At 65.2% G+C, this 22,022-nt stretch carries 23 protein-coding genes and 1 other RNA gene; 14 read left to right on the top strand and 10 right to left on the bottom strand.

Features of this window, described 5'->3' with window-relative positions; translation table 11 throughout:
- Positions 1-2: 2 nt before the first annotated feature.
- From ACSR1C_RS08930 to ACSR1C_RS08910, 5 genes are all read right to left on the bottom strand, one after another.
- A complete protein-coding gene (locus ACSR1C_RS08930; protein WP_460259293.1) occupies positions 3-1,634 on the bottom strand; it encodes a dipeptide ABC transporter ATP-binding protein in 1,632 nt (543 codons plus the stop codon).
- Positions 1,635-1,639: 5 nt separating this feature from the next.
- Positions 1,640-2,536 carry an ABC transporter permease gene (locus ACSR1C_RS08925; protein WP_460259224.1) on the bottom strand — a complete coding sequence of 299 codons (897 nt, stop codon included), beginning with the start codon at positions 2,534-2,536 and terminating at the stop codon, positions 1,640-1,642.
- Positions 2,533-3,558 carry an ABC transporter permease gene (locus tag ACSR1C_RS08920; RefSeq protein ID WP_460259225.1) on the bottom strand — a complete coding sequence of 342 codons (1,026 nt, stop codon included), beginning with the start codon at positions 3,556-3,558 and terminating at the stop codon, positions 2,533-2,535. The genes ACSR1C_RS08925 and ACSR1C_RS08920 overlap by 4 nt, the downstream gene beginning before the upstream one ends.
- Before the next feature lie 5 nt (positions 3,559-3,563).
- The gene (locus ACSR1C_RS08915; RefSeq protein ID WP_460259226.1) at positions 3,564-5,174 is read right to left on the bottom strand and encodes an ABC transporter substrate-binding protein; all 1,611 of its coding nucleotides are present in this window, start codon (positions 5,172-5,174) and stop codon (positions 3,564-3,566) included.
- 316 nt (positions 5,175-5,490) lie between these two features.
- Positions 5,491-6,183 carry a metal-dependent hydrolase gene (locus ACSR1C_RS08910; protein WP_460259227.1) on the bottom strand — a complete coding sequence of 231 codons (693 nt, stop codon included), beginning with the start codon at positions 6,181-6,183 and terminating at the stop codon, positions 5,491-5,493.
- 53 nt (positions 6,184-6,236) lie between these two features.
- Between ACSR1C_RS08910 and ACSR1C_RS08905 the strand changes: the two genes are divergently transcribed.
- The gene (locus ACSR1C_RS08905; protein WP_460259228.1) at positions 6,237-6,890 is read left to right on the top strand and encodes a ceramidase domain-containing protein; all 654 of its coding nucleotides are present in this window, start codon (positions 6,237-6,239) and stop codon (positions 6,888-6,890) included.
- On the opposite strand, the gene purU is transcribed toward ACSR1C_RS08905, so the two are convergent.
- Positions 6,881-7,741 (bottom strand): formyltetrahydrofolate deformylase, encoded by an 861-nt coding sequence (purU, locus tag ACSR1C_RS08900; protein ID WP_460259229.1) that lies wholly within the window; start codon positions 7,739-7,741, stop codon positions 6,881-6,883. The two genes, ACSR1C_RS08905 and purU, sit on opposite strands and share 10 nt — an antisense overlap.
- Positions 7,742-7,923: 182 nt before the next feature.
- Here purU and gatC point away from each other — a divergent pair, with 182 nt between their 5' ends.
- From gatC to ACSR1C_RS08865, 7 genes are all read left to right on the top strand, one after another.
- A complete protein-coding gene (gene gatC, locus ACSR1C_RS08895) occupies positions 7,924-8,211 on the top strand; it encodes an Asp-tRNA(Asn)/Glu-tRNA(Gln) amidotransferase subunit GatC (protein ID WP_460259230.1) in 288 nt (95 codons plus the stop codon).
- Positions 8,211-9,698, top strand: coding sequence for an Asp-tRNA(Asn)/Glu-tRNA(Gln) amidotransferase subunit GatA (gatA, locus tag ACSR1C_RS08890; protein ID WP_460259231.1), 1,488 nt, complete (start codon positions 8,211-8,213; stop codon positions 9,696-9,698). Before gatC ends, gatA begins: the two co-directional genes overlap by 1 nt.
- 36 nt (positions 9,699-9,734) lie before the next feature.
- Complete coding sequence (locus tag ACSR1C_RS08885) at positions 9,735-10,340, top strand: hypothetical protein (RefSeq protein ID WP_460259232.1); 606 nt, start codon at positions 9,735-9,737, stop codon at positions 10,338-10,340.
- A gap of 7 nt (positions 10,341-10,347) precedes the next feature.
- Positions 10,348-11,037: an N-acetylmuramoyl-L-alanine amidase gene (locus ACSR1C_RS08880; RefSeq protein ID WP_460259233.1), complete on the top strand. Its 690-nt coding sequence runs from the start codon at positions 10,348-10,350 to the stop codon at positions 11,035-11,037.
- An 11-nt stretch (positions 11,038-11,048) separates the two neighbouring features.
- Positions 11,049-11,418: RNase P RNA component class A (gene rnpB, locus ACSR1C_RS08875), an RNA gene on the top strand.
- A 140-nt stretch (positions 11,419-11,558) separates the two neighbouring features.
- Positions 11,559-11,726, top strand: a complete 168-nt coding sequence (gene rpmG, locus ACSR1C_RS08870; RefSeq protein WP_011750518.1) for a 50S ribosomal protein L33 — start codon at positions 11,559-11,561, stop codon at positions 11,724-11,726.
- Between the two features lie 135 nt (positions 11,727-11,861).
- Positions 11,862-12,554: a VIT1/CCC1 transporter family protein gene (locus ACSR1C_RS08865; RefSeq protein ID WP_460259234.1), complete on the top strand. Its 693-nt coding sequence runs from the start codon at positions 11,862-11,864 to the stop codon at positions 12,552-12,554.
- Positions 12,555-12,624: 70 nt separating this feature from the next.
- On the opposite strand, the gene ACSR1C_RS08860 is transcribed toward ACSR1C_RS08865, so the two are convergent.
- Together ACSR1C_RS08860 and ACSR1C_RS08855 are read right to left on the bottom strand one after the other, a co-directional pair.
- Positions 12,625-13,365, bottom strand: coding sequence for a Bax inhibitor-1/YccA family protein (locus tag ACSR1C_RS08860; protein ID WP_460259235.1), 741 nt, complete (start codon positions 13,363-13,365; stop codon positions 12,625-12,627).
- Positions 13,366-13,500: 135 nt separating this feature from the next.
- Positions 13,501-13,719: a DUF1127 domain-containing protein gene (locus ACSR1C_RS08855; RefSeq protein WP_460259236.1), complete on the bottom strand. Its 219-nt coding sequence runs from the start codon at positions 13,717-13,719 to the stop codon at positions 13,501-13,503.
- 121 nt (positions 13,720-13,840) lie between these two features.
- Between ACSR1C_RS08855 and ACSR1C_RS08850 the strand changes: the two genes are divergently transcribed.
- Positions 13,841-14,695 (top strand): LysR family transcriptional regulator, encoded by an 855-nt coding sequence (locus ACSR1C_RS08850; RefSeq protein ID WP_460259237.1) that lies wholly within the window; start codon positions 13,841-13,843, stop codon positions 14,693-14,695.
- Positions 14,696-14,701: 6 nt separating this feature from the next.
- Here the strand turns inward: ACSR1C_RS08850 and ACSR1C_RS08845 are convergent, their stop codons facing one another.
- Positions 14,702-15,664 (bottom strand): NADPH:quinone oxidoreductase family protein, encoded by a 963-nt coding sequence (locus ACSR1C_RS08845; protein WP_460259238.1) that lies wholly within the window; start codon positions 15,662-15,664, stop codon positions 14,702-14,704.
- A gap of 322 nt (positions 15,665-15,986) precedes the next feature.
- On the opposite strand from ACSR1C_RS08845, the gene ACSR1C_RS08840 reads away from it, so the two are divergent.
- The 3 genes from ACSR1C_RS08840 to ACSR1C_RS08830 all read left to right on the top strand — a co-directional run bounded on the left by ACSR1C_RS08840 (position 15,987) and on the right by ACSR1C_RS08830 (position 18,594).
- Entirely contained in the window at positions 15,987-16,358 is a 372-nt protein-coding gene (locus ACSR1C_RS08840; RefSeq protein ID WP_460259239.1) for a helix-turn-helix domain-containing protein, read from the top strand.
- 87 nt (positions 16,359-16,445) lie between these two features.
- Entirely contained in the window at positions 16,446-17,246 is an 801-nt protein-coding gene (locus ACSR1C_RS08835; RefSeq protein WP_460259240.1) for an inositol monophosphatase family protein, read from the top strand.
- A gap of 4 nt (positions 17,247-17,250) precedes the next feature.
- A complete protein-coding gene (locus tag ACSR1C_RS08830; RefSeq protein ID WP_460259241.1) occupies positions 17,251-18,594 on the top strand; it encodes an 8-oxoguanine deaminase in 1,344 nt (447 codons plus the stop codon).
- 11 nt (positions 18,595-18,605) lie between these two features.
- Here ACSR1C_RS08830 and guaD read toward each other — a convergent pair whose 3' ends face one another.
- A complete protein-coding gene (guaD, locus tag ACSR1C_RS08825; RefSeq protein WP_460259242.1) occupies positions 18,606-19,898 on the bottom strand; it encodes a guanine deaminase in 1,293 nt (430 codons plus the stop codon).
- A gap of 122 nt (positions 19,899-20,020) precedes the next feature.
- Here guaD and mgtE point away from each other — a divergent pair, with 122 nt between their 5' ends.
- Together mgtE and ACSR1C_RS08815 are read left to right on the top strand one after the other, a co-directional pair.
- Entirely contained in the window at positions 20,021-21,427 is a 1,407-nt protein-coding gene (gene mgtE, locus ACSR1C_RS08820) for a magnesium transporter (protein WP_460259243.1), read from the top strand.
- Positions 21,424-21,987 (top strand): 5-formyltetrahydrofolate cyclo-ligase, encoded by a 564-nt coding sequence (locus tag ACSR1C_RS08815; protein ID WP_460259244.1) that lies wholly within the window; start codon positions 21,424-21,426, stop codon positions 21,985-21,987. The genes mgtE and ACSR1C_RS08815 overlap by 4 nt, the downstream gene beginning before the upstream one ends.
- Positions 21,988-22,022 lie beyond the last annotated feature (35 nt).

The following is a 22,022-nucleotide window of genomic DNA, read 5'->3' as shown; positions in this document are numbered from 1 at the left end:
CCTCAGGCCGATTTGCGCCGTGCGGGCGGTTTGGGGGCGGCCGATAGTAAGTCGCAGGTATAGGGGTGGGCCGGGGCCGACATGACCTGCTCGGTCGGGCCCTGTTCGACGATCTCGCCGGCCTTCATCACGATCACATGGTCGCATAGCAGGCGCACCACATGCAGATCGTGGCTGACGAACAGATAGCTGATCCCCAGCCGGGCGCGCAGATCGGCCAGCAGGTTCAGCACCACGGCCTGAATGGATACATCCAGCGCGGCGGTGGGTTCATCCAGGATCAGGAGTTTCGGATCGAGCGCGATGGCGCGGGCGATGCCCACCCGTGCCTTCTGGCCGCCCGACAACTGATGCGCAAACCGATCCAACAGGGGGCGCGGCAGGCCGACCAGATCGGCCAGTTCCTCGATCCGTGCGGCCAGCGCCGCGCCGCGCAGCCCGCCCAGCCGGCGCAGCGGATCGGCGATCGACTGGCGCGCGCTGTGGCGCGGGTTCAGGCTGTCGGTGGCATCCTGAAACACCATCTGGATCTGGCCGCGCCGCGCATCGCGGGCAAAGCGCCGGGCCGGGGTGGCGGCGATGTCGTCGCCGTCGAACAGGATGTCGCCGCTGGTCGGATCCGTCAGTCGCACCAGCATTTCCGAGGTGGTGGATTTGCCGCAGCCCGATTCGCCGACCAGCCCGACGCTTTCGCCCGCGCGCACCTGAAACGAGACGCCGCGCACCGCATGGACCGGGCCGGATTTACCGGCAAAGGTCTTGGTCAGGTTGCGCACCTGCAGCAGCGGGCGGTCGGACACCTGATGCGGCAAAAGCGGCGTGCGCATCTGCGCGGGCAGCAGGCTGCGGATCGATTGGCCGTGGCGCGGGGTCGCATCGACCAGCTTGCGCGTATAGCTGTGCCGCGGGTCGGCAAACAGCGCGGCGGGGTCGCCCTGTTCAACGATGCGGCCATCCTTCATCACCACGATCCGGTCGCAATACTGCGCGGCCAGGCCCAGGTCATGGGTGATCAGGATCGAGCCCATGCCCCGGTCGCGGATCAGGTCGCGGACCAGATCCATCACCGCCTTTTGGGTGGTGATGTCCAGCCCGGTGGTGGGTTCATCGGCGATCAGAAGGCGCGGATCGCAGGCCAGCGCGATGGCGATCACCACGCGCTGGCACATTCCGCCCGAAAGTTCGAACGGATAGGCGTCATAGCGCGCCTCGGCGTCGCGGATTCGGACCGCTTCCAGCGCGGCGATGGCCTTTTCGCGCGCGTCTTGCGCACTGGCGCGGGCATGCTGGCGCAGTACATCCTCGATCTGATGACCGACCTTGCGGATCGGGTTGAGGGCGGCGCGCGGGTTCTGGAAGATCATCGAAATCTCGCGCCCGCGAATGTCGCGCATGTCGCGTTCGGCGGCGCGGCGCAGGTCGATGCCGGAATAGACCAGTTCGCCATCAGTGATCTGGCCGCCGGCATCCAGAATCCGCATTAATGCATAGGAGGTCACCGATTTGCCCGACCCGCTTTCGCCGACAATGCCCAGAATTTCGCCCTTGGCCACATCCAGGCTGAGACCGCGCACGGCCTCGACAATGCCTTTGCGGGTCTGAAACGAAACGGCAAGATCGCGGATCGACAGCATCGCGTTCACGTCCTTTTGCGCGGATCGACGATGTCGCGCAGCCCGTCGCCCAGCAGGTTGAAGGTGAAGACCGCGAACATCAGCCACAGGCCCGGAAACACCGCCAGCCACCATTCGCCCGAGACGATGAAATTCGCGCCCTCGGCCACCATGATTCCCCATTCCGGGGTCGGCGGGCGCACACCCAGCCCGATAAAGCTGAGCCCGGCCGCGTTCAGGATCGCCCAGCCCAGGTTCAGCGATACCTGCACCATCATCGGTGGCAGCGCGTTCGGGAAGATATGCAGCGCCAGCACGCGCAGGTCCGAATTGCCCGACAGGCGGGCGGCCAGCGCAAACCCCGCGCCGCGCCGGATGTTCACCTCGGCCCGCACCAGCCGCGCATAAAAGGGAATGTTGATCAGGGCGGTGGCGTAGATGATATTCTCGACCGTATTGCCAAGGGCCGCAACGATCCCCATCGCCAGTACGAACAGCGGAAAGGCCATGATCGTGTCCAGAACGCGGTTCAGCACCACGTCCAGCCAGCCGCCCCAATAGCCCGCGATCCCGCCCAGCACCGAGCCCAGCACAAAGGACAGCGCCACTGCCGCGACCGAGATCACCAAATCCAGCCGCGTCGCCACGATCACCCGGCTGAACACGTCGCGGCCCAGACTGTCGGTGCCGAACCAATGCGCGCGGGACGGGGCCTGCAACGCATGTGCGGCGTCCGAGGCCAGCGGATCATAGGGCACAAGGGCCGGACCGAACAGCGCCGACAGCACGATCAGCGCGAACATGGCAAAGGCGATCATCGTTACCGGATTGCTGCGCAGCACATAAACCAGATGCGCCAGCGCGCCGGTGCCGCCGGATTTCGGGCGCTCGGGGGCGGGGGTGGGGGCCAGCAGCGGCGTCATTTGGCGGCAAACCCGATGCGCGGATCGATCGCCGTATAGGCCAGATCGATCACCAGATTCAGCGCCACGAACAACAGCGCCATGGTCAGCACGAATCCCTGCACGGCGGCGTAATCCGAGACCACCAATGCCTCGACCGCATAGGACCCGATGCCGGGCCAGGCAAAGACCTTTTCCACCAGCACATTCGCGCCCAGAGAGAACGAAAACACCATGCCCAGCGTGGTCACCACCGGCAGCATCGCGTTGCGAAACGCATAGCCGTACAAAACCTTGCGGTTGCTCAACCCCGCGGCCTTTGCCGTGCGCACGAAATCCGATGACAGCGCCGACAGCATCGCCGCCCGCGTCATCCGCGCGATCGGCGCCAGCGTGAACAGCGCCAGCGTGACCGCCGGCATCACAAGCTGCTTCAGCGCGCCCAGCCAGGTTTCCAGATCCCCCGCCAGCGCCGCGTCGATCAGATAGAACCCGGTCACATGGTCGGGCGCGATATAGATGAAGTCGAGCCGGCCCAGCGGCGACGGCGCGATCCCCAACAGATAATAGAACACATAGATCAGCACGATCCCGGTGAAAAACGTGGGCAGCGACACGCCCGCCGTCACCAGAACCCGGCACAGATGATCCACCATCGATCCCGGCCGTGTCGCGGCCAGCACACCCAGCGGTACCGCCACCGCGCAGCTCAGCAAAAGCGCGGTCAGCGTCAGCTCCAGCGAGGCGGGCAGCCGGCTGGCCAGATCGGCCCGCACCGGTTGTCCGCTGGAAATCGACTGGCCCAGGTCGCCCCGCGCCAGATCCCGCACATAGATCAGGAATTGCTGCGCCATCGGCTTGTCCAGCCCCAGCGCCTCGCGCACCTCGGCGATCGAGGCCTCGTCCGCCGCCGCCCCCGCGAAATACACCGCCGGATCGCCGGGCAGGGCGCGGGTCAGCACGAAGCTGATGATCACGACCCCGATCACCACCGGGATCGCCTGCGCAATGCGCAGCAGGACGGTTTTCAGGCGCGGCGGCACGGGACTCAGACCCCCTTCAGCGGGCGGACATCCAGCTGGCGATGGAACCAGAACTCATACCCCTCGGCCCCGTTCGTAGCGACGTTCAGCGCCGGCTGCCACAGCGGGATGCGCGGCAGATCCTCGAACGCGATCTGGAACATCCGCTTGATATTGGGCGCATATTGCGGATCGTTCATCGGCATGTGCAGGGTTTCGTCCACCAGCGCCTCGATCTCCGGGTTTTCATAGTTCGACGAATTGAACAGATGGCCCTTCTTGTAGGCCCAGAAGAAATAGTAATCGGGCGTGTTCAGCCAGCCGCCGAAGTTTTCCAGATGCAGCGGCAGGCGCTTTTCGACCAGCGCCGCAGTACGCCAGTTGGCGCCGGGGATCTTCTCGATCTCGCTGGTGATGCCCAGCTTGGCCAGACTTTCTTGGATCAGCAGGGCCGTGGGCTCCATCCAGTCGGACAGCCCAAGGCTGATCGAGAACGGCACGTCGAACCCCTTGGCGAAGGCGGATTTCTCCAGATGTTCGCGGGCCTTGTCCATGTCGGTATGAAAGGGCGATTTGCGCGGCCAGGCGATATCGTCAATCTCGGTGCTGCCGCCCCAAAGCGGCGCCCCCCGGCCATAGGCGGCGGCCTGGAAGATATCCTCATAGGGGATCGCATAGGCGACGGCCTTGCGCACGTCGGGATCCTGGAACGGCTCGAATGTGGTGTTCAGCCCGACGCAATGCATGCAGTTCTCGATCGGGGTCGAATAGACCGTGACCTTGTCGGCCAGTTCCTTGGCATCCTTGTTGGGAATGTCGAAGGAAAGCTGCACATCACCGCGCTCGATCAGCGCCCGGCGGGTGGCGGGGCTGGGCACCTCGCGCAGCACGACGCGCTTGACGGCGGGCAGCGGGCCACCGACCCAGGCATCGTTGCGCTCATAGACCAGTTGCTCGCCCGGCGCCCATTTGACCACCTTGAACGCGCCCGAACCGGCCGGGGTCTTGTGCAGATATTCCATCGCCCAGGGGTCGTCGGCGGTGGCATGGGCCAACGCGACCGCTGAATTGATGATGAACGGCACCGGCACCGCCAGATCCGGGATCGTCAGCTTCGACGGGCGCGCCAGCGTGATCACGAAGGTCTCGTCGTCCAGCGCCGCGAACTGCTCGGGGTCGACCAGCCCGCCAGCCTTCATCTGCACGGTGGGGAAACCGCCCACGGACACGGCCCGGTCGAACGACCATTTCACATCCGCCGCCGTGACCTTGCTGCCGTCCCAGAACGTGGCGTCGGGCTTGATCCTGAAGGTCAGCGTCAAACCGTCGTCCGAGATGTCCCAGCTTTCGGCCAGCTCGGGCTCGATCACCGAATAGTCATAAGACAGCCCACCGCCCGGCGCCTCTTTGGTGCCGAAGGACACCAGCCGGTCATAGCAGTTGATCGCCACCTGATACGAGGCGCGGTTGGTCCCGGTGCGGTGCAGATCCAGACTGTTGATGGTCTGGCCGGTCACCGCGACCAGCACATCGCCGCCAGCGGCCTGCGCCGGCAGGGCTTTCAGGAACGGCAGCATCGACGCGCCGATCACGCCGCTGCCCAGTTTCAGAAAATCGCGTCTCGAAGATACCGTCATTGATCCAGTCCTTTCAGGCTTGGGGGCGTCACGGGCAAGGGGGCGTGACGCGGGTTGGCCAAAGACTGCGATGGACCGGCCTATGCCTCAATTGCTATATTCACACATAAGCGGTGCATACTATGCACCGCTTATTGGGTATGAATTTGATATCAATGAGTTGCCCGAATTTCCCCGCGCCAATCCACGGCCGCACCCGGATGCGCCGAAAAAAACCGGCTGCTTCTTCTCGGCACAAATACTCCCGCCGGAGGCGACCCTGAGGCGCCGCAGGCGACGAGGCAGGGAAAATGGCCCGGAACGGGCCGCATTCCGGTTACAGCAGGATCGGCTCCATCACCTCGGGTTCGATCACGTTCACCTCGGGCAGGGTGTCCTTCATCACCGCCGCCGATTGCTCCAGCAGCGGGAAGGTGCGGTAATGGCACGGAATCACCGTCTTGAACTCAAAGAACGTCCGCGCGGCATAGGAGGCGCGGCGCATGTCCATGGTGAAATGGCCGCCCGCGCACAGGATGCCGATCTCGGGTTTATGCAGGTCGTTGAACACCTGCATGTCGGCCATCACGTCGGTGTCGCCCGACACATAAACCGTGCGCCCGCCATGCGAAATCATGAAGCCCGCCTCGCTGCCGGTATAGACCGGCTCGCGCGCCCCCGAAATCGACGAGGAATGCACCGCATTCACCAGCGTCACCGCGACATCGCCCAGTTTCACGGTGCCGCCCTTGTTGAAACCGACCGTCTTGACGTTTTCCTGCTCGGACCACCAGTTCATCAGATCGTAAATACCGACCAGCGGCACGTCCAGTTCGCGCGCCAGGGTCAGCGCGTCGCCGGTATGGTCGCCATGCCCGTGGGTCAGCAGGATATGGGTCGCGCCCGCGATCGCCTCGGCCCTGCGGGCCTTGGGGAACATCGGGTTGCCGCTCAGCCACGGGTCGATCAGCAGGACCTGATCGCCGATTTCCATGCGAAAGCCTGAATGACCCAGCCATGTGATTTTCATCTCGCCCTCCTAGGTTGCCGGGGGCATGGTAGCATTGCAGGAGGTTCTGTCACATGAATTGGTCACAACAGATCGACGCTTATTGCGAACGGCTGGATCCGGGCTTCTGGGCCGAGCCGGTGAACGCGCTGACCAATGCGGCCTTCGTGATCGCGGCGCTGGTGATGTGGCGGCGGGTGCGCGGGCCGGATCTGGTACTGGCGCGGGCGCTGGTGGCGGTGCTGGCGGCAATCGGGATCGGATCGTTCCTGTTTCACACCTATGCCACCGCCTGGGCCGGACTGGCCGACACGGCGCCAATCGGGTTGTTCGTGCTGCTGTATCTTTACGCCGCGAATCGCGATTACTGGGGGCTGCGGCGCGGAGCCGCGCTGGCGCTGACGGCGGCGTTCATCCCTTATGCCGCCGTCACCGTTCCGCTGTTTTCAAGGCTGCCCGGCCTCGGTTCATCGGCCGGATATGCGCCGGTGCCGCTGCTGATCGGGGTCTATGCGCTGCTGCTGCGCCGCCGGGCGCCGCACACCGCGCGCGGCCTGGGTATCGGTGCGGGGCTTTTGGTTCTGTCGCTGACTTTTCGCACGCTGGATCTGCCGCTTTGCGCGCGCCTGCCGTTGGGCACGCATTTCCTGTGGCATCTGCTGAACGCCATCCTGCTGGGCTGGATGATCGAGGTCTACCGCCGCCACAAGGCGCAGGATCAGGCCTGAGAGAACACGATCGTCTTCAGCCCGTTGGGCAGCACCCGGCCCTGCAGATGCAGCCGCACCGCGCGCGCCAGCACCCGGCTTTCGATGTCGCGGCCCACGGCGACGTAATCCTCGGCGGTCAGGGCGTGGCTGACGCGCTCGGTTTCCTGCTCGATGATCGGGCCTTCGTCCAGATCGGCGGTGACGTAATGCGCCGTGGCCCCGATCAGTTTGACCCCGCGCTCATGCGCCTGGTGATAGGGTTTGGCCCCCTTGAACGACGGCAGGAACGAATGATGGATGTTGATCACCCGGCCCGACAGCGCCGTGCTCAGCTCATTCGACAGCACCTGCATATAGCGCGCCAGCACCACCAGTTCGGCCCCGGTTTCCGCCACCAGCGCCAGCAGGCGGGCTTCCTGCGCGGGTTTGGTCTCTTTCGTCACCGGCCAGTGGTGAAACGGGATGCCCTCGTTTTCGGCGGTGCGGCGGCTGGTGTCGTGGTTCGACACGATCGCCACCACCTCGGCCTTCAGCCAGCCCACCTTGATCTGATACAGAAGATGCAGCAGCGCGTGATCGAATTTCGACACCATCAGGATGACCTTAGGGCGGCGGGTGGCATCGACCACCTGTGCCTGCATCCCGTAGGCGGTGATCACCGGGGCCAGCCGCGCGTACAGTTCTTTCGCGTCGTCACGCCCGTCGGTGGCAAAGGCCACGCGCATGAAGAAGCGGTTGTTTTCGGGATCGCGATACTGATTGCTTTCCAGGATATTGCCGCCCAGCGCCGAAATCGCGCCCGATACCGCGGCCACGATGCCGCGTTTGTCGTCGCAGGTAAGGGTCAGGATGAAGCTGTGATCGGACATTCGTGGATCCCGTTCGTGTCTGGTGGCGTCATTTCCCCCGTCTTTATCAGCGACAGGGCCGGGTGCCAGCCCTTTCCCGCCGCCTTTGATCCCATCCGCGACACGAACCGTGTCATGGGCGGCTTGCAGCCCGCCCCGCGCGGCGATAAACCCATGCGCGACCTCTTGAACGGAGCAAACCCATGTCCATCGACACCGACACCGCCCGCCGCGTGGCCCATCTGGCCCGCATTGCCGTGGATGAGTCCGACCTGCCGGCACTGGCGGGCGAGCTTTCGCAGATCCTGACCTTCATGGAACAGCTGAACGAGGTTGATGTCGAAGGGATCGAACCGATGACCAGCGTCACGCCGATGCGCCTGAAACGGCGCACCGATGTGGTGACGGATGGCAACATGCAGGAAAAGATCCTGTCGAACGCGCCCGATGCGCGCGAAGGCTTTTTTGCCGTGCCGAAGGTGGTGGAATAATGTCCGAACTCTCCAAACTGACAATTGCCGCCGCGCGCGACGCGCTGCGCGCAGGCGATGTGACCGCGACCGAGATCACCACCGCCTGCCTGGCCGAGATCGAGGCCGCCGACGCGTTGGGCGCATTCGTGCATAAAACGCCCGAGATCGCGCTGACCCACGCGCAGGCCGCCGATGCGCGCATCAAGGCGGGCGATGCGCCTGCGATGTGCGGCATTCCGCTGGGCATCAAGGATCTGTTCTGCACCAAGGGCGTGCCGTCGCAGGCCGGCAGCCGGATTCTGGAAGGGTTCTTGCCGGAATACGAGTCCACCGTCACCCGGAACCTGTTCGATGCGGGCGCGGTGATGCTGGGCAAGCTGAACATGGACGAATTCGCCATGGGGTCCAGCAACGAAACCTCGACCTATGGCACTGTCACCAGCCCCTGGCGGCGCGGCAATGACGACACGGCGCTGACGCCGGGCGGCAGCTCGGGCGGCTCGGCCGCGGCGGTGGCCGCCGATCTGTGCCTTGCCGCCACCGGCACCGATACCGGCGGCTCGATCCGTCAGCCTGCCGCCTTTACCGGCATCACCGGGCTGAAACCCACCTATGGCCGTTGTTCGCGCTGGGGCGTGGTGGCCTTTGCCTCTTCGCTCGATCAGGCCGGGCCGATGACCAAAACCGTGCGCGACGCGGCGATCATGCTGCAGGCCATGGCCGGGCACGACCCCAAGGACAGCACCAGCGCCGACCTGCCGCTGCCCGATTTCGAGGCCGCCCTGACCGGCGACATCCGTGGCAAGAAGATCGGCATCCCGCGCGAATACCGCATGGACGGCATGCCCGAAGAGATCGAAACTCTGTGGCATGACGGCACCGAGATGCTGCGCGCCGCCGGGGCCGAGATCGTCGATATCACCCTGCCGCACACCAAATACGCGCTGCCCGCCTATTATGTCATCGCCCCGGCCGAGGCGTCTTCGAACCTCGCGCGCTATGACGGGATGCGCTATGGCCACCGCGCCAAACTGGCCGAGGGCGAGGGCATCACCCAGATGTATGAAAAAACCCGCGCCGAAGGCTTCGGCCACGAGGTCCAGCGCCGGGTGATGATCGGCACATATGTGCTGTCGGCGGGCTTTTATGACGCCTATTACAACCGCGCCCGCAAGGTGCGCGCCCTGATCAAGCGCGACTTCGAGACGGTCTTTGCTGACGGCATCGATGCGATCCTGACCCCGGCCACGCCTTCGGCTGCGTTCGGATTGGGCGAGATGGCCGAGGCCGACCCGGTGCAGATGTATCTGAACGACGTCTTCACCGTTACCGTCAACCTGGCGGGTCTGCCGGGGATCGCGGTGCCGACGGGGCTGAACCAGCAGGGCCTGCCGCTGGGCCTGCAACTGATCGGGCGTCCCTGGCAGGAGGACGAGCTGCTGAACACCGCCTATGCACTGGAAACGGCGGCGGGCTTTGTTTCCAAGCCGGGGAAATGGTGGTAAACCGGCTGAAAAGCCGCTGAACTGGGGTTGGGTTTGATGATGCGCGTCACTCTTTCGGTACTTTCCTTGCTGGCCGTTGCGGCCTGCGCCCCCGAGGTGCCGGATTCCGCCGCCGGTGTCGGCTTTGGCGATTACGACAGCTATCAGCAGCAGCGCGAGGCCGCGCTGTCGGGTATCACCAGCGTGCCGTTGCCGCAGCAAGGTGTGGACGGGATCGCAGCGCCCGCGCCGGTGGCGGTCGACACCAACAATCCCGGCATTTCCGACGAGCAGAACTTTCAGGCGGTCGCGGCGCGCGAAACCATCGAAAGCGACGCCCAGCGGCTGGAGGCCCAGCGCGAACAGTATGAGGTGATCGCCCCCACCGCCGTGCCCGCGCGCACCGGGACCGGGCCGAATATCGTCGAATATGCGCTCAGCACCACCAACCGGGTCGGCGAGCCGCTTTATCGCCGCACCAACCCGCTGCGCCATTCGGCGGCGGAGCGCAACTGTGCGAAATACACTTCGGGCGATCTGGCGCAGGAAGCGTTCCTGAAGGCCGGCGGCCCCCATCGCGACAAGCTGAGCCTCGATCCCGATGGCGACGGTTTCGCCTGTTACTGGGATCCCAGCCCGTTCCGCCTGGTGGTGAACCACTGAGGGGCCCGTGGCCCGTCTGACCCATCCGTCACCCAATTTCGGCGGGCGCCGCGACGGCGTCCGGCCCGATCTGATCGTGCTGCATTACACGGCCATGGCCACGGCGCAGGCCGCGTGTGAGCGGCTGTGCGATCCGCTGGCCGAGGTGTCAGCGCATTACCTGATCGCCGGTGACGGGCAGGTGCTGACCCTCGTGCCGGAAGACCTGCGCGCCTGGCATGCCGGGGCAGGGGCCTGGGGCGCGGTCACGGATGTGAATTCCCGTTCGATCGGGATCGAACTGGCCAATGACGGAGCCAGCCCCTTTGCCGCCGCACAGATGGATGCGCTTGAGGCGCTGCTGGCCGATCTGATGGCGCGCCACGCGATCGCGCCCGAACGGGTAATCGGCCATTCCGACATGGCGCCGCTGCGCAAATGCGACCCGGGCGCGCGGTTCGACTGGCAACGCCTGGCACGCCGGGGCCTGTCGGTCTGGCCGCAGGTGGCCGCCGTCTTGCCGCCGGTGGATGCGGCACGGTTCATCCGCGATGCGCGCCGCTTCGGCTATCCGGACACGGATGCCGCGGCGCTGCTGGGCGCGGTCCGGCTGCGGTTTCGCCCCGGCGCCAGCGGGCCGCTGGACGCCACCGATTGCGCGCTGATCGCCGATCTTGCCGCCCGCTTCCCCGTTGACCCGGACGCACTGAGCCCCTAGATGCAACGGGCGCGGATGGCTGGATGGCCGCGGGCGGCAACGCCCGAGGAAAGTCCGGACTCCACGAAGCAAGGGTGCCGGGTAACGCCCGGCCGGGGAAACCCGAGGGAAAGCGCCACAGAGAAGAAACCGCCCCGCAAGGGGTAAGGGTGAAACGGTGGGGTAAGAGCCCACCGCGGGACTGGCAACAGGACCGGCACGGCAAGCCCCACCCGGAGCAATGCCGAATAGGGATCTCGCGGGCGCATGCCCAGGGCGGCTTCGGCCCAGAGGTCCGGGTTGGCAGCTGAAGCGCGCCGGTAACGGCGGGCTTAGAGGAATGGTCATCCAGGGGCGCGCAAGTGTCCTGGACAGAATCCGGCTTACAGGCCATCCGCGCATAGCCGCCCGCCGGCGGGTTTTGTCATCAAACCGTATCACAGCGGGCGGATATCGGTTGACTCGGCGCGCCGGAACAGTAAAAGGCGGGCTTCAAGGATTTTTACGGGTGGATGCGTCCGCCCGCGCGACGGAGAAAAGCAATGGCGAAACCGACAACTATCAAGATCCGCCTGAATTCGACCGCGGGCACCGGCCACTTCTACGTGACCAAGAAGAACGCCCGCACCATGACCGAAAAGATGACCGTCAACAAATATGACCCGGTCGTCCGCAAGCATGTCGAATACAAAGAAGGCAAGATCAAGTAATCTTGCTTCGGATCGATGTCCTGACTGGGCCGCGCGATTTGCGTGGCCTTGTTGATTCATGCACCGCTCTCATGCTGAATTGGGCCGGGCAGGCGGTGTAGGACCGCCTGACGCCCCAAAAGGTCGGAGGCCAGAATGCACCAGACGCGGGAAAAACACTTTACCGATCGGGTGGGCTGGCTTCGTGCCGCAGTTCTGGGGGCCAATGACGGCATCGTTTCCACCGCCAGTCTGATCGTCGGCGTCGCCGCCGCCGCGACGGGGCGGGGCGAGATACTGATCGCCGGGGTCGCCGGTCTGGTGGCCGGGGCGTTGTCCATGGCGGCGGGGGAATATGTTTCCGTCAGTTCGCAGGCGGATGCCGAGGCCAGCGATATCGCGCGCGAGCGCAAGGAACTGGCGACCCAGCCCAAGGCCGAGCTGAAAGAACTTGCCGGGATCTACGAGGCGCGCGGGGTATCGCCCGCGCTTGCCCTTCAGGTGGCCGAAGAACTGACCGCCAAGGATGCCCTGAGCGCCCATGCGCGCGACGAGCTGGGCATATCCGAACTGACGGCGGCCCAGCCGCTGGTGGCGGCGGGGGCCTCGGCGCTCAGCTTTGGGATCGGGGCGGCGCTGCCGCTTGGTGCGGCGATGTTCGCCCCGGATCGTTGGATCGTTCCGGCGGTGACGGCGCTGTCGCTGCTGTTTCTGGCGGTGCTGGGGGCGCTGGGGGCCCGCGCCGGGGGTGCACCGCTGCCACGCGCGGTGTTGCGGGTGACCTTCTGGGGCGCTGTCGCCATGGCGGTGACCGCAGGCGTCGGCAAGCTGTTCGGGGCGGTTGTCTGAGCCCGAGGCGCCGCAAAAGAAAAGGGCCGGCGCATCGGCCGGCCCTTCGTGCAGTCGTGGATCGTTCCGATCACTCGCGGTTGCCCATGAAGGACAGCAGGAACATGAACAGGTTGATGAAGTCGAGATAGAGGTTCAGCGCCCCCATGATCGCCGACTTGCCCAGCCATTCGTCGTCCATCGCGTGGGCGTGGGCCAGATAATCGGTTTTGATCTTCTGGGTGTCATAGGCGGTCAGGCCCGCAAAGATCAGAACGCCGATCGCCGAGATCGCGAAATAGACCGCAGGCGATTTCAGGAAGATGTTGACGATCGACGCCACGATCAGGCCGATCACGCCCATGATCAGGAACGACCCCCAGCCCGAGATATCCTTTTTCGTGGTATAGCCCCACAGCGACAGCCCCGCGAAGGAGATCGAGGTGACAAGGAAGGTCTGCGCGATCGAATAGCCGGTGAAGACCGCGAAGATATAGCTCAGCGACAGGCCCATCGCGGCGGCGTAGACGAAAAAGAACAGTTGCGCGCCTGCCGCCGACAGGCGGTTGATCATGGCGCCGAAGGCGAAAACCATGATCAGCGGCAGGAACATGGCGATCCAGCCCAGGATATTGGGTTGCAGGGTCATCGGGTCGCGGAAGATACCCAGCAACGCGTCGTTCGAGCCGATCGCCCAGGACACCAGCGCCGTCATCAGCAGACCCACGGACATGGTGCCGTAGACCTTGTTCATATGGGTGCGAAGCCCCGCGTCGATCTGCGCGGTGCGGACACCGGCCTGGCCCGCGCGGATCGTGTTGTAGTCAGCCATCAGATGCCTCCAAAAAGCAATATTCCGGCGACCCACGGAAAAGGGGCCGCACTCATTGCCAAATATCGGCAAGCGCGGCCCCTTTTTCAAGATATTCCGGTCCGAAACCGGCGTGTGGGAAGATTATTCCCGGATTCAGCATTTCCAGCCGGCCGGCACGTCCCAGAACGGGCGGCGCGATTCGGCCTCGGCCTCGACACGGGTCAGGCCCAGATCGTTCAGCTGGGCTGCGTCCATGCGGGCAAGGCGGTGGCGCTGTGCCGACAGGTCGAACGCGCGGGAGACTGCGGAAAGGACAGAGCGGCGACCGCGCGCGGCGCGGGCGTGCCCCATGTGGTTGGTCATCTGTGTCATCGGTTTCCTCGGTGTTTTTGAATGAGTCGTCTGTGTTGCATCATTATGCTTGATGTATTTGGCGCAATGTGTTCCATACTTCAAACGAATGGTTGTTATCAATTGCATCAGGATTTGTGATATGCCGCGAAATCTGGACATGACCGCCCTGCGCTCTTTCGTTGCCGTGGCCGAGGCCGGCGGGGTGACCCGTGCCGCGGGTTTTCTGAATCTGACCCAATCGGCGGTGTCGATGCAGCTCAAGCGGCTGGAAGAGGCGATGGGCCTGCAACTTCTGGACCGCACGGCGCGCCAGATCGCGCTGACCGGCGCGGGCGAGCAGTTGCTGGGCTATGCCCGGCGGATGCTGCACCTGAATGATGAGGTCTATGCCAGGCTGACCGCGCAGGAATATGAGGGCGAGATCACCCTCGGCGTGCCGCATGACATCGTCTATCCGGCCATTCCGCAGGTGCTTCGGCGGTTCAATACCGAATACCCGCGCGTGAAGGTGCAGCTTTTGTCGTCGTTCACCCGGGGATTGAAAGAACAGTTCGGCCGCGGCGAGGTGGATATCATCCTGACGACCGAGGATGCGCCCAATCAGGGCGGCGAAACCCTGATCGAACTGCCGCTGATCTGGATCGGCGCGCCGGGCGGCCATGCGTGGAAGTCGCGGCCGCTGCGGCTGGCCTATGAAAACAACTGCATCTTCCGGGGCTCGGTGCAGGCGGCGCTGGATCAGGCCGAGATCCCGTGGGAAATGGCGGTGGAAGGCAATTCCACCCGCACGATCGAGGCATCGGTCAGCGCCGATCTGGCGGTCCATACGGTGATCGAGGGCAGCGAGCCGCCCTATGTGGAACGCATCCAGCACAACGGCGCGCTGCCCGATCTGCCGTCGAAGAAGATCAACATGTATGTGTCCGATGTCACCGGCGGGAAAATCACGGACGATCTGGCCGCGCTGATCCGGCAGGCCTATCGCGCGGGCTGACGCGGCTCAGCCCATCGTCACCACGACCTTGCCGGTGGATTTGCGCGCGCGCAGCAGCTCCAGCGCCTCGCCCGCGCGGTCCAGTGGCAGGGTGTGGCTGATATGGGGTTTCAGATGGCCGGCCTCGTACCAGGCGAAAAGCTGTCGCATGCTGCCGGTCAACACCTCGGGCCGGAATTTCAGATAGCCGCCCCAGTAAAGGCCGATCACCGAAATATTCTTTACCAGCAGGTGGTTGGCCTTGATCCGGGGCACGTCGCCGCTGGCAAATCCGATCACCAGAATGCGTGCTTCCGGGTTGCAGGCGCGAAACGCCGCCGTGAACTGATCGCCGCCCACCGGGTCATAGACCACATCCGCGCCGCCCAGCGCCTTGACCGCCGCGCGCAGGTCTTCGGTTTCGCTGTCGATCAGATGATCGGCACCGGCCGCGCGGGCCACCGCCAGTTTATCGGCGCCGCGCGCACAGGCGATCACCCGCGCGCCCATCAGCTTGCCGATCTCGATTGCCGTCAGCCCGACGCCGCCCGCCGCCCCCAGCACCAGCAGGGTCTCGCCCGGTTGCAGGCGCGCACGGTGATCCAGCGCCACATGGCTTGTGCCATACGCCACCTGAAACGCCGCCGCCTCTTCGAATCGCATGGCATCGGGCAGGACCACGCAGCGCGCGGCCGGAAAGGTGCCATATTCGGCCAGACCGCCCGCGCCCGCGAAGACTGCCACCCGTTTGCCCGCCAGATGCGGATCGGCATCCTTGCCCAATGCCTCGACCGTACCGGCCAGTTCCATGCCCAGTGTCAGGGGCATCGGGGGCATGTCCTGATAGCGGCCCTCGATCATCAGAAGATCGGCGAAATTCAGCCCACAGGCCGCGATGCACAGCAAAACGCTATCAGCCTGTGGTTGAGGTGTGTCAAAGTGATGCAGGCGGGGGGTATCCCCCGGCTTTTCCATCCGGTAGGCGCGCATAGCGTTTTCCTTTACGTTCCGGGGCAACCTTAATGTGCCACCGCGCGCTTCGCCAGTGTTCGGGAACTGCAAAACGCATGAGGAGCCGCAGGGGAAGGATTGCAAAATGCGTTGCAAAATGAAAAACACGCTTGGGGTGAATTTCGTTTACGCAATGCATCCTCAGACTTGGTCCGTGGCAAAGGATGCCTGCGCCAGGGCTTCTTTTGAAAAACTGAATTAAAACAAATAAATATAAGTTATTCTGAAGCAAAATAGGCCGCTAACCCGGATTTGGCACGAAAGTTGCTTATATCATAGACTGTAGCAGAGGAGTGCGCCCATGAAACATCCCGTTGACGTCCATGTCGGCAAACGCGTGCGCCACCGTCGGTGGATGGTGGGCATGACCCAGCAGCAGCTTGCCGAAAGGGTTGGGATCAAGTTCCAGCAGATTCAGAAATACGAAACCGGCATGAACCGCATCAGTGCCTCGCGCCTGTGGGATATCGCCGACGCGCTGGAGGTGCCGGTCAGCTTTTTCTTCGAAGGGCTCGATCGCAAGGCTTCGGCCGAGGTGATGCAGGAAGGGGTTCCCGCCGATATCCTGTCCGACAAGGAGGCGCTGGAACTGGTGCGCTCCTATTACGCCATCCCCGAAAATCAGCGCCGCCGCCTGTTCGAACTGGCCCGCGTGCTGAGCGACGCCGCCTGACCTGCGGCTTGACGCGCCGCCGCCCGCCAATTACCGCGGGGGACAGGCGGCGCGGGGCGGGCCCGGCCGTGCAACCGGGAACTGCGTATGATTGATGATGACCGCGCCGCGCTGATCGCAACCGCCCATGCCCTGGCGGATGTGGCGCGCGGCGAAACGCTGGCCCATTTCCGGGGCGGCGCGCTGGGGATCGAAAACAAGGACGGCCAGGGGTTCGACCCCGTCACCGTGGCCGACCGCGCCGCCGAACAGGCGATGCGCACCCTGTTGGCCGACAGCCGCCCCGATGATGCGATATTGGGCGAAGAATTCGGTGCCGTGCCGGGCACAAGCGGGCTGACCTGGGTTCTTGATCCGATCGACGGCACGCGCTCTTACCTGTCGGGCACGCCCACCTGGGGGGTGTTGATCGCGGTGTCGGATGCGGACGGCCCGCGCCTTGGCGTCATTGATCAACCCTATACCGCCGAGCGGTTCATCGGCGGTCTGGGGCAGGCGCGGCTGGACGGGCCGCATGGCAGCCGCCCGCTGGCTACGCTGCCGCCGCGCCCGCTGGATCAGGCGATCCTGTTCACCACCTATCCCGAGGTCGGCACCCCGGCAGAGGGCGCGGCCTTCGCCGCCCTGTCGGCGCAGTGCCGGCTGACCCGTTACGGCATGGATTGCTATGCCTATGCCCTGCTGGCGCTGGGGCAGATCGATCTGGTGGTCGAGGCCGGGTTGCAGCCCTACGACGTTCACGCCCCGATCGCGGTGATCCAGGCGGCGGGCGGCATCGTGACCGATTGGCAGGGCGGCCCGGCGCATAATGGCGGCCGGGTTTTGGCCGCGGCCAATGCCGGGGTTCATGCCGCGGCGCTGGCGGTGCTGTCGCAGGTCGGGGACTGAGCCGATGCGCCATGTGTTGATCCGGGGCGCCGATACGATCCTGACCATGGACGACGCCCGGCGTGAACTTGCGGGCACTGATCTGCGTTTGCGCGGTGGGCAGGTGGCCGAGATCGGCATGGGGCTGGAACCGCGCGACGCCGAGGTGGTCGAGGCCCGCGGCTGCGTCGTCACGCCGGGGCTGGTGAACACCCATCATCACCTGTTTCAGACGCTGACCCGTGCGGTGCCGGGCGGGCAGGACGCACTGTTGTTCGGCTGGCTGAAAACGCTTTACCCGATCTGGTCGCGCTTCGGCCCCGAGGAAATGCGCGTCTCGGCGCTGGTCGGGCTGGCCGAATTGGCGTTGTCGGGCTGCACCATGACCTCGGACCATCTGTATCTGTACCCCAACGGCGCGCGGCTGGACGATACGATCGTGGCGGCGGGCGAGATCGGGCTGCGGTTTCATCCGACGCGCGGCGCGATGAGCATCGGCCAGTCGCAGGGCGGGTTGCCGCCCGATGCGCTGGCCGAACGCGAAGAGGACATCCTGAACGATTGCATCCGCGTCATTGACCGGTTCCATGACCCGCGCCCCGGCGCGATGGTGCAGGTCGGCGTGGCGCCCTGTTCGCCGTTTTCGGTCAGCCGCGAGCTGATGCGCGACGCGGCCCTTCTGGCGCGGGAAAAGGGCGTGCGGCTGCACACCCATCTGGCCGAGAATGACGAAGATATCGCCTATAGCGAGGCGCAGTTCGGCTGCCGCCCCGGCCAGTATGCCGAGGATCTGGGCTGGACCGGCGATGATGTGTGGCATGCGCATTGCGTCAAGCTGGATAGTTCGGAAATTGATCTTTTTGCCCGGTCCGGCACCGGGGTCGCCCATTGCCCATGTTCGAATTGTAGACTCGGTTCCGGCCTCGCGCCGATCCGGGCGATGCGCGATGCACGGGTGAATGTGGGTTTGGGCGTCGATGGGTCGGCCTCGAACGACAGCGGCAATCTGATCGCCGAGGCGCGTCAGGCGATGCTGTTGCAACGGGTCGCGCGCGGCGCCGATGCGATGAGCGCGCGCGAGGCGCTGGAGATCGCGACCCGCGGCGGGGCGGCGGTGCTGGGCCGGCGCGATTGCGGCCAGATTTCCCTGGGCAAGCGGGCCGATGTGGCGATCTGGGATGTGTCGGGCGTGCAAAGCGCGGGCAGTTGGGACAAGGCGGCGCTGCTGCTGGCGGGGCCCACGCAGGTGCGCGACCTGTTCGTCGAGGGCCGCCAGGTGGTGCGCGACGGGCAGGTGGTGACGATCGATCTGCCCCAGGTGATCGAGACGCAGAACCGGCTGGCGGCGGCATTGGCGGCGCGCGGCTGAGGCAGGCCGCGTTATGCCTTTTGCGGAACGCCGCCGACCCAGACCGCCCGCACCGCGCGGTCGTCGCCCATCATGATGGTGGGAAACAGCGCCTCCCATATATCCTTGGCATGGGCGGAGCGCTGTGCGATGGCCGGGGTCGAGGCCAGATCGAGCACGACAAGATCGGCCTCCATCCCTTTGGCAAGGTTCCCGATTTTACCGTCCAGCCGCAGCGCGCGCGCCGCGCCCTGGGTGGCCAGCCAGTACAGTTGCGCGGGGTGCAGCGGGTGGTGGCGCAGCTGCGCGATCTCATAGGCCGCAGCCATGGTGCGCAGCATTGAAAAGGACGACCCGCCGCCGGTATCGGTGGCCAGGCCGATACGGTGGCCCGCCGCCATCAGCCCGGTCATGTCGAACAGGCCCGAGCCGATGAACGTGTTCGAGGTCGGGCAGTGGATCAGGCTGGCATCCACCTCTTTCAGCCGGGCCTTTTCGCGCGGCTCCAGATGGATCGCGTGGCCGAACAGCGCGCCGGGGCCAAGCAGCCCGTGTGCCTCATACGTATCAAGGTAATCGCGCGCCTGCGGGAACAGCTGTTTCACCCAGGCGACTTCGTCATGCTGTTCGCTCAGATGGGTCTGCATCAGACAGTCGGGATGCTCGGCCCAGAGCGCGCCCATCGCCGCCAGTTGCTCGGGGGACGAGGTCGGCGAAAATCGCGGCGTGACGACATAGGACAGCCGGTCCACCCCATGCCATTTTTCCAGCAGCGCGCGGCTGTCGTCATAGGCGCTTTGCGCGGTGTCGCGCAGGCCCTCGGGCGCATTGCGGTCCATGCAGGTCTTGCCGCCCAGCGCCCGCAGCCCGCGCGCCCGGGCGGCCGAAAAATAGGCGTCCACGCTTTCGGGGTGGATCGTGCAGTAAGAGCAGACCGTGGTCGTGCCCTGCGCCAGCAGCAGGTCGAAATAGCGGGTGGCGATCGTGGCGGCATAGGCGGGATCGGCGAATTTCATTTCCTCGGGGAAGGTATAGTCGTTCAGCCAGTCGATCAGCCGCTTGCCCCAGCTGGCGATCATCGCGGTCTGCGGGTAATGCGCATGGGCATCGACAAATCCCGCCGTGATCAGCGCATCGCCGTAATCGTGCAGCGCGGCCTGCGGATGGCGGGCGCGCAGCGCGTCGGCCTCGCCCAGATCGGCGATCAGGCCGTCGCGCAGCAGCACCGCGCCCCGGCGCCGGTGGGTCGCGGCGGCCGGTCCCTCGGCAAAGGGATCGGCGGTATAGGTCAGGGTCTGGCCCAGGATCAGCCTGGCGTCGGTCATGTCGTGCCCCCTATTCTGCGTGGCAGCGTAAGCCGCGCCGCGACCGGCGTAAATCATGCATCTTGCCCTGTTGCTTCTACCGGGGTTTCGCTAAGGTCGGGCCAGATCGCAAGGGGCAGGGCATGGCGGAAGATATCGCAGAACCGACAGAGCGCGAAGCGGAACCGAGCGAGCGCGAAGAAGAGGGCTATGGCCTGGACAACCGGATCGTCAGCGCGATTCGTCTGGCGGTCGCGGCCGGTGATCGCGCGCGGCTGGACGAGCTTCTGGACCCGCTGCATGCCGCCGACATCGCCGACCTTCTGGAACAGGTGGACAGCGGCCACCGGCGCGAGATTCTGTTGCTGGGCGCCGAGCATGTCGATGGCGAGGTGCTGTCGGATCTGGATGAAAGCATCCGCGAAGAGGTCATCCAGTTCCTGCCGCAGCAAGCGCTGGCCGACGCCGTGCGGGAAATGGAATCGGACGATGTGGTCGACCTGGTCGAAGACCTGGAAGAGCCGCAGCAGACCGCGATTCTGGACGCGCTGGAAGATGCCGACCGGGTCGCCGTCGAACAGGCGCTGAGCTATCCGGACTATTCCGCCGGCCGTCTGATGCAGCGCGAAATGGTGGCCGCGCCCGAGCACTGGAATGTGGGCGAGGCGATCGACTATCTGCGCGCCAACAAGAAGGAACTGCCGGATCAATTCTATCATATCATCGTCGTCGATCCGAAGATGAAGCCGGTGGGCCATGTGACGCTGGGCAAGCTGCTGTCGAGCAAGCGCAGCGTGAAACTGATGGACATTCTGGAGGACAGCTTCCGCATCATTCCGGTGACCCAGCCGGAATCCGAGGTGGCCTATGCCTTCAACCAGTATCACCTGATCTCGGCCCCGGTTGTGGACGAGGAGGGGCGGCTTGTCGGTGTCATCACCATCGACGATGCGATGATCGTGCTGGACGAAGAACACGAAGAAGACATTCTGCGCCTGGCCGGTGTCGGCGAGGGCAGCCTGAGCGACCGGGTGATCGAAACCACCAAGCAGCGGCTGCCGTGGCTGGCGGTCAATCTGGTGACGGCGATCCTGGCGTCGCTGGTGATCGCCCAGTTCGAAGACACCATCGCGCAGTTCGTGGCGCTGGCGGTGCTGATGCCGATCGTGGCCTCGATGGGCGGTAATGCGGGCACCCAAAGCCTGACCGTCGCGGTGCGCGCCATCGCCACCAAGGATTTGACCGGATCGAACGTCTGGCGCGTGGTCCGGCGCGAGGCGCTGGTGGGTCTGGTCAACGGGCTGATCTTTGCCGCGGTGATGGGCACTGTCGGGGTGGTGTGGTTCGGCACGCCGATGCTGGGCGTGGTGATCGCGACGGCGATGGTGGTCAATCTGGTGGTCGCGGGGTTGGCCGGCATCCTGGTTCCGGTGACGCTGGACAAGCTGGGGGTCGATCCGGCGCTGGCTTCGGGCGCGTTTGTGACCACGGTCACCGATGTGGTGGGGTTCCTGGCCTTTCTCGGGCTGGCGGCGATGTTGCTGCTGTGAGCGGCGGTCTGGCCGATGCCAAAGCGGTCGCGCGCAAGGCCGCGTTTGCCGCGCGCAAGGCGGTGCATGACCCGGTGCGCAGCGATCGGGCCGCCGCCGCGTTGCTGGCCGTCCTGCGTGCCCATGGCGGGCGGGTGATTTCGGGCTATGTGCCGATCCGGACAGAGGTCAGCCCGCTGTCCGCGATGGCGGCGATGGCCGCGTCCGCGCGCATTGCGGTGCCGGTGGTGCAGGGGCCGGGCCTGCCACTGACGTTTCGCGAATGGACCCCCGGCTGCGCCATGACCGAGGGCGCATTTGGCGCACCGGTGCCGGTGACCGGGGCTGATCTGGTGCCCGAGGTGCTGATCGTGCCGCTGCTGGCGTTCGATGCGCGGGGCTATCGGTTGGGCTATGGCGGCGGTTTCTATGACCGCACGCTGGAAGGGTTGCGGGCCAAGGGGCCGGTGCTGGCGATCGGCTTTGCCTATGCGGCGCAGCAGGTTGGTGCGGTGCCGGTGGACCCCACCGATCAGCGGCTCGACATGATCGTGACCGAGGCGGGCGTGCAGCGCCTGTAAGGTAAGGCGGCAGGCCCCCGCGTGCGGGGCCTGCC

The sequence above is a fragment of the Actibacterium sp. D185-2 genome, from assembly GCF_054954595.1.
The sequence above is the reverse complement of the archived record's forward strand: the minus strand, read 5'-3'. Positions and strand labels throughout refer to the sequence as shown.

Bases quoted from the DNA above. Each gene is read 5' to 3' on its own strand.
- ACSR1C_RS08930 (WP_460259293.1), bottom strand. From the start codon at position 1,634: ATGCTGTCGATCCGCGATCTTGCCGTTTCGTTTCAGACCCGCAAAGGC.
- ACSR1C_RS08925 (WP_460259224.1), bottom strand. From the start codon at position 2,536: ATGACGCCGCTGCTGGCCCCCACCCCCGCCCCCGAGCGCCCGAAATCC.
- ACSR1C_RS08915 (WP_460259226.1), bottom strand. From the start codon at position 5,174: ATGACGGTATCTTCGAGACGCGATTTTCTGAAACTGGGCAGCGGCGTG.
- ACSR1C_RS08910 (WP_460259227.1), bottom strand. From the start codon at position 6,183: ATGAAAATCACATGGCTGGGTCATTCAGGCTTTCGCATGGAAATCGGC.
- ACSR1C_RS08905 (WP_460259228.1), top strand. From the start codon at position 6,237: ATGAATTGGTCACAACAGATCGACGCTTATTGCGAACGGCTGGATCCG.
- purU (WP_460259229.1), bottom strand. From the start codon at position 7,741: ATGTCCGATCACAGCTTCATCCTGACCCTTACCTGCGACGACAAACGC.
- gatC (WP_460259230.1), top strand. From the start codon at position 7,924: ATGTCCATCGACACCGACACCGCCCGCCGCGTGGCCCATCTGGCCCGC.
- gatA (WP_460259231.1), top strand. From the start codon at position 8,211: ATGTCCGAACTCTCCAAACTGACAATTGCCGCCGCGCGCGACGCGCTG.
- ACSR1C_RS08885 (WP_460259232.1), top strand. From the start codon at position 9,735: ATGATGCGCGTCACTCTTTCGGTACTTTCCTTGCTGGCCGTTGCGGCC.
- rpmG (WP_011750518.1), top strand. From the start codon at position 11,559: ATGGCGAAACCGACAACTATCAAGATCCGCCTGAATTCGACCGCGGGC.
- ACSR1C_RS08865 (WP_460259234.1), top strand. From the start codon at position 11,862: ATGCACCAGACGCGGGAAAAACACTTTACCGATCGGGTGGGCTGGCTT.
- ACSR1C_RS08860 (WP_460259235.1), bottom strand. From the start codon at position 13,365: ATGGCTGACTACAACACGATCCGCGCGGGCCAGGCCGGTGTCCGCACC.
- ACSR1C_RS08855 (WP_460259236.1), bottom strand. From the start codon at position 13,719: ATGACACAGATGACCAACCACATGGGGCACGCCCGCGCCGCGCGCGGT.
- ACSR1C_RS08850 (WP_460259237.1), top strand. From the start codon at position 13,841: ATGCCGCGAAATCTGGACATGACCGCCCTGCGCTCTTTCGTTGCCGTG.
- ACSR1C_RS08845 (WP_460259238.1), bottom strand. From the start codon at position 15,664: ATGCGCGCCTACCGGATGGAAAAGCCGGGGGATACCCCCCGCCTGCAT.
- ACSR1C_RS08840 (WP_460259239.1), top strand. From the start codon at position 15,987: ATGAAACATCCCGTTGACGTCCATGTCGGCAAACGCGTGCGCCACCGT.
- ACSR1C_RS08835 (WP_460259240.1), top strand. From the start codon at position 16,446: ATGATTGATGATGACCGCGCCGCGCTGATCGCAACCGCCCATGCCCTG.
- ACSR1C_RS08830 (WP_460259241.1), top strand. From the start codon at position 17,251: ATGCGCCATGTGTTGATCCGGGGCGCCGATACGATCCTGACCATGGAC.
- guaD (WP_460259242.1), bottom strand. From the start codon at position 19,898: ATGACCGACGCCAGGCTGATCCTGGGCCAGACCCTGACCTATACCGCC.
- mgtE (WP_460259243.1), top strand. From the start codon at position 20,021: ATGGCGGAAGATATCGCAGAACCGACAGAGCGCGAAGCGGAACCGAGC.